The sequence below is a fragment of the Sellimonas sp. genome (genome assembly GCF_047234585.1).
GTDB lineage: Bacteria > Bacillota > Clostridia > Lachnospirales > Lachnospiraceae > Sellimonas > Sellimonas caecigallum.
Genome location: NZ_JBKSWG010000049.1, coordinates 1 through 6,868, shown reverse-complemented (window position 1 = coordinate 6,868; position 6,868 = coordinate 1). Strand labels below are relative to the sequence as shown.

At 42.2% G+C, this 6,868-nt stretch carries 12 protein-coding genes; all 12 read left to right on the top strand.

The window, feature by feature from the left end:
- Positions 1–168 precede the first annotated feature (168 nt).
- Entirely contained in the window at positions 169–633 is a 465-nt protein-coding gene (locus ACLROL_RS12000; protein ID WP_087201307.1) for a helix-turn-helix domain-containing protein, read from the top strand.
- Between the two features lie 122 nt (positions 634–755).
- Entirely contained in the window at positions 756–1,076 is a 321-nt protein-coding gene (locus tag ACLROL_RS11995; protein ID WP_413067926.1) for a nucleoside hydrolase, read from the top strand.
- 41 nt (positions 1,077–1,117) lie between these two features.
- Complete coding sequence (locus ACLROL_RS11990) at positions 1,118–1,363, top strand: nucleoside hydrolase (protein WP_413067925.1); 246 nt, start codon at positions 1,118–1,120, stop codon at positions 1,361–1,363.
- Positions 1,273–2,583, top strand: a complete 1,311-nt coding sequence (locus ACLROL_RS11985) for an aminoglycoside phosphotransferase family protein (protein ID WP_413067927.1) — start codon at positions 1,273–1,275, stop codon at positions 2,581–2,583. Before ACLROL_RS11990 ends, ACLROL_RS11985 begins: the two co-directional genes overlap by 91 nt.
- A gap of 145 nt (positions 2,584–2,728) precedes the next feature.
- Entirely contained in the window at positions 2,729–3,139 is a 411-nt protein-coding gene (locus tag ACLROL_RS11980; protein WP_221920174.1) for a TIGR04076 family protein, read from the top strand.
- Between the two features lie 20 nt (positions 3,140–3,159).
- Positions 3,160–3,801, top strand: a complete 642-nt coding sequence (locus ACLROL_RS11975; protein WP_413067924.1) for an HD domain-containing protein — start codon at positions 3,160–3,162, stop codon at positions 3,799–3,801.
- A 37-nt stretch (positions 3,802–3,838) separates the two neighbouring features.
- Entirely contained in the window at positions 3,839–4,231 is a 393-nt protein-coding gene (locus ACLROL_RS11970; protein WP_413067923.1) for a DUF2500 domain-containing protein, read from the top strand.
- Positions 4,231–4,788 (top strand): hypothetical protein, encoded by a 558-nt coding sequence (locus ACLROL_RS11965; protein WP_413067922.1) that lies wholly within the window; start codon positions 4,231–4,233, stop codon positions 4,786–4,788. The genes ACLROL_RS11970 and ACLROL_RS11965 overlap by 1 nt, the downstream gene beginning before the upstream one ends.
- 24 nt (positions 4,789–4,812) lie before the next feature.
- The gene (locus ACLROL_RS11960) at positions 4,813–5,151 is read left to right on the top strand and encodes a GNAT family N-acetyltransferase (protein WP_413067921.1); all 339 of its coding nucleotides are present in this window, start codon (positions 4,813–4,815) and stop codon (positions 5,149–5,151) included.
- 46 nt (positions 5,152–5,197) lie between these two features.
- Positions 5,198–5,359: a hypothetical protein gene (locus ACLROL_RS11955; protein WP_191435171.1), complete on the top strand. Its 162-nt coding sequence runs from the start codon at positions 5,198–5,200 to the stop codon at positions 5,357–5,359.
- Between the two features lie 25 nt (positions 5,360–5,384).
- Entirely contained in the window at positions 5,385–5,954 is a 570-nt protein-coding gene (locus tag ACLROL_RS11950) for an AAA family ATPase (RefSeq protein WP_413067920.1), read from the top strand.
- A 46-nt stretch (positions 5,955–6,000) separates the two neighbouring features.
- Entirely contained in the window at positions 6,001–6,462 is a 462-nt protein-coding gene (locus ACLROL_RS11945) for a GNAT family N-acetyltransferase (RefSeq protein WP_281872417.1), read from the top strand.
- Positions 6,463–6,868 lie beyond the last annotated feature (406 nt).

The window sequence follows — 6,868 nt, the reverse complement described above, 5'->3', positions numbered from 1 at the left end:
AGTAGCGGAATTATGTACCTTGCACTAGCCGTCGCGCCAGCGACTTGGTACAATAGTAAATAGAATGTTATCCGCAATTCCACGTAAATTCTCCAAATAAGGGGTCGAGTTTTGGGCAGAAAAAGGATATTCTTCCATTAGGATTGATAGTAAATGGAGGTAGATCGGATGAATCAGCTTACTACAGGAAAATTTCTGGCACGAAAAAGGAAAGAGAAAAATCTGACGCAGGAGCAGCTGGCAGAGAAGATTGGTGTATCGAATAAAACGATTTCAAAATGGGAAACCGGAAAATGTATGCCGGATTATGCTGTTGTGAAAAGTTTATGTGAAGAACTGGAAATCACAGTTGCGGAGCTGATGGATGGAGAAGAAGCAGAAGAGAAAAGTGTGCGTTCCTATGATGAGGATCAGATTATGGATCTGTTGAGGCGGACACAGGAATTGGAGAAACAGCAAAAGCTTTTATATGGGATTCTGCTGATTGTAATGGGAATTGCCTTGCAGGCCTGTTCCTATACGTTGGGAGGAACCGATATAAAAGATTTTCTCTCTGGGATTCTCCTGGGATTAGCCGTGGGAGAGATGCTGATGGGGGTTTACATGCTTGGCAGAACAATTGCCGGGCATTAAGTTTGAATGGAAAGCAGAGAAGAAACTCTGCTGAGAAAACAATGATTTCTAAGGAGGAATCTCATGGGAATTTCAATAAACTCTTGTATCAATCATTAAAATACAGGAGGAGATTATAAAAGATGGAAAAAATTTTGCTGGATACAGATATTGGCGGAGATATTGATGATGCAATCTGCCTTGCTTACTTATTAAAAGAACCGCAGTGCGACCTGATTGGGATTACAACCGTCTGCGGTGAGCCGGAAAAACGGGCAGCGGTTGCTGACGCAGTATGCAGGACTGTTGGGAAAGAGATCCCGATCGTGGCAGGGCTTGACAGTACAATGCAGCCGGTTCCGGTCTATCCGACGCCGGACGGTGCGGAAGCGTTGAAATTCTGGAAGCACAGCACGTTTGAAAAAGGAGATGCCCCTGCTTTTCTGTATCAGAAAATAAAATAAAAGAAAATCCGCACGAAGTGGTGTTAATTGGAATCGGCAATATGACCAACATTGCCACCATGTTCTGTACTTATCCCGATGCCGCTGATCTGCTGAAGGGATTATATGTCATGAATGGATATTTTGGTAAAGAACCGTTGCCGGATCCTTATTATAACTGGAATTCCTGGGCAGATCCGTTGGCTTCAAAGATTGTATTTTCAACACGAACAGCGATAACCGGGCAGTTCCGTTGGAGGTTACAGACAGTCTTACGATCGACGCTGAACAGGCAGAAATCCTTTTAAGACCGGACAGTGATTTGATGAAAGCAGTCTTTTCTTTTGGCAATGCGTGGCTGGAGCATTCGGAAAAGCTGACGCTGCACGATCCGCTGGCTGCCGTCTGTGTGTTTCATCCGGAAGTCTGCCAGTTTGAACGGGGAACAGTGCGGGTAGAGACAGAGCAGAAAAACAATATGGGAGGCACTGCTTTTATGCCTTCGCCGGACGGGAATGTAGAAATCGCGAAAACCGTTGACAGGGAAACCTTTTATCGTATTTTAAGCAGCACTTTACGTGGAAAACAGAGGGAAGAAAGCCGGAGAAAGATTCCGCCGCTTGTCATAAGCCGCGCCAAATCGGCAGGGGCTGTCGGCGAAGCATGGCTTGCCAATCTGGATTCCGTGATTTCCGAACTGGAGGAAACATGGCATATTTCTGTCGGGGAGGCTCTGTTCGGCGGCACACACGCTTTTGTCGGTTATGCTGATGGAGAACATGGAGAAAAGTATGTTTTGAAAATAGATATGCCCGAAAATCTCGGCGGGGAATTTTCCAGAGGCATTAACGTGCTGAAAATGGCAGACGGAAACGGGTTCCCGAGACTATATGCATATGACCTGAAACGAAAAGCCTGTCTGCTGGAACGGTTGGGGAAACCGATTCAGCAACCGGGCTGTTCTGTTCACAGACAGCTTGAAATGATCTGTTCTGCCCTGGAAAAAGTATGGGAAATTCCTGTTACAGATGCAGATCTTCCGGAAGGAGAGGATTCGGTATCATGGTTTCGGGAGTTTCTTGGAGAAACATGGGAAAAATTAAATCGTCCTTGTTCGCGGAAAGTGATGGACCAGGCCTTTGCATATTTGCAGTCAAGGGAGAAAGCCTTGAATCCGGAGGAGTATGTGCTGCTTCACGGCGATGCCCATGGCAGGAATACACTGGAAACCTTATCGGGAGATGACTATAAGCTGATTGATCCGGATGGTATTTTTTATGAAAAAGCCTATGATCTTGGTGTGCTTATGCGGGAATGGACAGAGGAATACGATCAGTTTCCGCTGGAAAAAGGAAAAGAACGGTGTAATTATCTCCACCAATTGACGGGTGTCCCAGAACAGGCAATCTGGGAGTGGGGATATCTACAGACGGTTTCCACCGGATTTGTACTGCTTCAAATCGGACAGGAGAAAACTGGACATCAGATGCTCCGTACTGCAGAGCATTGGGCCGAACAGGTAACGTGAAGAGAATTTTAACTCGGACATTAAATATTGATATTAAACGCCAGAATTTATGAAATATCTAGAAGAACACAGATAAGAGACAAATAAAATGGAAACCCAATAAGAAAAGATAGTAAGAAGAATTTGATTTATGGAGGAAATGCGTATGCAGTATGAATGTAAAATTACAGTATTGGAAACAAAAGTATTCACGGATTATCAGGAGAAATATCTTGCTGATCCAAAATCGGGTCCGTGTCCTTTTTTCAAGAAAGGGGATACATTTGTTTTGAAAAGGACAAATGAACGAGATGATTTTTATCATTTGATGAACGGAAAATTCTGTGGCGAAGCATGGGATGCGATCAGCAGATATGTGTATACCGCATTACAGGGAGGCTCTATCATGCGCAACTGGACGAATGATGACAGAATGATGATTGCCTGCTGTAACGATGGCACAAGACCGGTGATCTTCAAGATCGAAAGAATTGACATTCCGGAAACGGAAGAAGAAAAAGAATGGCTTGAAAAACAAAATTTTAAAAATGATGCCGGTGATGCCTATACAGGATGATTGGAAAAGGAGGCCTGCTTATGGAAGAGGCTGTGATTCAGAAAGCGATTCAGTATATCAAGGAATATTTTGCTGATGACTACAGTGGACATGATTACTGGCATTCGTTCAGGGTCTATAAACTGGCAGAAGAAATTGCCAAGAAAGAGCAGGCGAATCTTTTTGTTGTCCGTCTGGCAGCACTTCTACATGATGTAGATGACAGAAAAATTTCTCCGGATACTTATGAAGAAAAGGGAAACGCAGTTTCTTTTATGAAACAATGCGGCATAGATGACAGAATTATTTCTGATGTCTGTACCATTATTGAAGAGGTTTCTTTTGAGGGCAATCCTGTGACGCCGCAGAGTTTGGAAGGAAAGTGTGTACAGGATGCAGACAGACTAGATGCTATCGGAGCAATCGGTATCGCACGTGCCTTTTCCTATGGCGGAAATCACAATAGAGTCATTTATGATCCTGATAGCAAGCCGTCTCTGAATATGACAGGAGACGAATACAGAAATCATATTTCAACAACCATAAACCATTTTTATGAGAAGCTTTTTCTCTTAAAAGAGCTTTTGAATACCTCGACTGCAAAAGAAATTGCAGAGCACCGAGACAGGTTTATGCATGAGTATGTGGATGAATTCCTCCTTGAGTGGGAGGGAAAACGGTAACAGTGAAAAGTTTATTTATACAGAAAGAGGGAAGAAGATGTATACAGAATTTGATACAGCATATGGTTTGTTTGAAGGCATGTTTGCTATTGTTTTTATTCTGGTGATTGGATCATTTGTTGTCATGGCAGTAAAAGGACTCGGCACCTGGAATAAAAATAACAACTCTCCCAGACTGACAGTGTCGGCTGTGGTGGTCGCAAAACGCTCTGATGTGTCTTATCATCACCATGCAAATGTGAACCATACCGCTCATGTTGCTTCCAACACGATCTATTATGTCACTTTTCAAGTGGAGAGTGGAGACAGAATGGAGTTTTCGGTCAGCGGAACCGAATATGGAATGCTGGTGGAAGGGGATAAGGGAAAGCTTTCTTTTCAGGGAACAAGGTACCTGTCCTTTCAAAGAGAAGGAGAGAAGGAAGAATAATGAAGACAAATTTAATGATTGTGGAAGGCCTTTCGGAAAGTGAGAAGAGCATGACTGCAGCCATGATTGCGGAAGAATTGAAGAAAAAAGGAAAGTCTGTTATTTGCGTTGATAACGGTGTCCAGAATCATTCATCGGACAATACAGACTATGACTTTTCAGATTTTGAAGCAGAATGGAAGAAAGTTCTTGAGCGATGGAGATTATTTGTGACGAAAGCAGATAAAGATACAATTTATGTCCTTTGTTGCAGCTTCTTTTGGAATGCTCTGTGCGAAGTAAAGAAACGGTTTGATGAGGACGTAGAAGAATCTAAAGTATACATTGCAGAAATAGCAGAAATCATAAAACCTTTGAAGCCGATTCTTATCTACATCGACAAAGCAAATGTTAAAGCTGCAAAAGGTAGCATGTTTGATTATGAAGACTCAATGCAATCTTTAGTAGAAAGACGGGCACGGGAGTTACAAATATTGCGGGAATTGGAGTTTGATTACTATACGATAAGTCAGGATATCTGTGTGGAACAGTTTGCGCAGATTTGCATTTCTGCCTGATGGAATACTCCTTCCATAGAACAGATGCAGACAGCCATAGAAAATAGTACCCAGTCCTTTGTTATTCGCCATAAAGGCAGGGCAATCGCAATGATTCATTGGCTCGGGGACTATGGTATGCACTGGTTCATGAAGGAGTTTGTCGTCCACAAAGATTACCAGGGGAAGATGATCGGAACATTTCTGTATCGTTACTCTGAAAACTTTATTAAAAGTACCATGAAACTAGGATGGAAAGCATGTATTGATCTACGATCCGCACAAGGGAAAGAGCCGTTTTATCAGAAAATTGGATTCCAACTTTTGACAGAGCAGGAGTCGGGAAGTGGAATGGAAAAAATGATCGAGCGGACAGTCGAATAACAAAAAACAGAAAATACGGATCTTTGTTCCAGACAGGAGGAAAATTGTGAAGAAAAAATCCGATGATAATAAAGAGAATAATAAACTCGCCATTGGACTTTGTCTTGGACTTTCATTTGGCCTGTTATTCGACAATCTGGCATTAGGATTATGCCTAGGTGTAGCGTTTGGATGTATGCCGGATTTCAAAGGAAAAGGGAAGAAATAGATGAACTGAAAGGCGGATTATTACCATGCATGGAATGATTATTCTTGGCCCGGCAGGATCGGGAAAAACGACGTTGGGCAAGTATGTTGCCGACAAAATGGAGATTGCTTTTCTTGATATTGATGAATATATTTGGCGAAATGATACGGAAAAGCTGTATTCTGTCATGTATTCAAAAGAGGAAAAGATCAGAAATCTTATGGGAGCGGTACAGAAAGCGGAGGAATTTGTTATGGCAGGTTCCATGAACAGTTTTCATGAGTACTTCGACCCTATGTTTCGGCTGGCAGTTTATCTGACCGCAGATGCAAAAGTCCGTGTAACCCGTATCCATGAGAGAGAACAAGAAGAGTTTGGTGACCGTATTCTGCCTGGCGGAGATATGTACGAGGAACATCAGCAGTTCTTAAATGATGCGGCAAATTATGATGGGGATGCGTCAGCTTGTAACAAAAGCCAGCATGAGTTGTGGCTGAACCAGATAGGATGCCCGGTGCTGAAACTCGATGGGGGCGATTCGCTGGAAAAGAATGCAAAAGTAATTATAGAAACATATCGGCGTCTGTCTTCGGAGAAAAAAGAGCGCTCGTTATGATTTTAAAGAGGATAGATCAGATTCAGAAAATGGGAGGAAGAAAGTGATGCAGATCAGAATTGCAAATGAAAAGGATGTGGAGCAGTTAAGGAAGCTATACCTGGAATTAGAGACCGACGGTGTAAAATATCAGCCAGAGCATTTTGTTGTGGGTTATCGGAGCGACGAATTTTTTCAGGGAATCTTTGAGAGTGAGAAGCAGGATATTCTTGTGGCAGAAGAAGCAGGAAAAGTGCTTGGATTTTCTCATCTCATGATTCTGAAACAAAAAGAGGTGGCGTGTTTGAAACCACAGACCGCCGTATACATACAGGACTTGGACGTGCTGGAGAGTGAAAGAAATAAAGGGATCGGAACGCTTCTCATGAATGCAAGTAAGGAATATGGGAAAAAACATGGAGCAGATTTTATCAGAACGCAGGTTTTCCCGCAAAATACTGATGGCATGAGATTTTATGAAAGAAACGGTTTTTGTGAAATGATGAAAACGATCGAGTGCCAGTTTTGATGACCCTTTATTACAACTATCATTTTAATAACAACTGTGATCGATCTGAGCATAGATATATGAAAAATAGTGGCAGCTGGGAATGCCAACAGGCAGCTTACAGAAGGGGATGTAAAATGGAAAGAGAGTTTTTCCTGATTTATTTGTGCCAGCGGAACATTCAGTTTGGAGGAGATTGAAAACCGCTTGAAAATCGAAATCGACCGCAACAACAAATACCATATTCAATATTGGCCGATCTTTGAGCTTCGATTAAAGAAATTCATTGGTTGTTGTGGACTAAGGCCTTACAAAGAAAATAAGAGTGAAAAATAAAGTAGATTTTTGGGCGCACCTATATAAGGGTTCATAAAAACCCTGATTTTAAGGCTATATAACAATAAAATAAAGATTAGTTATCGTTGCG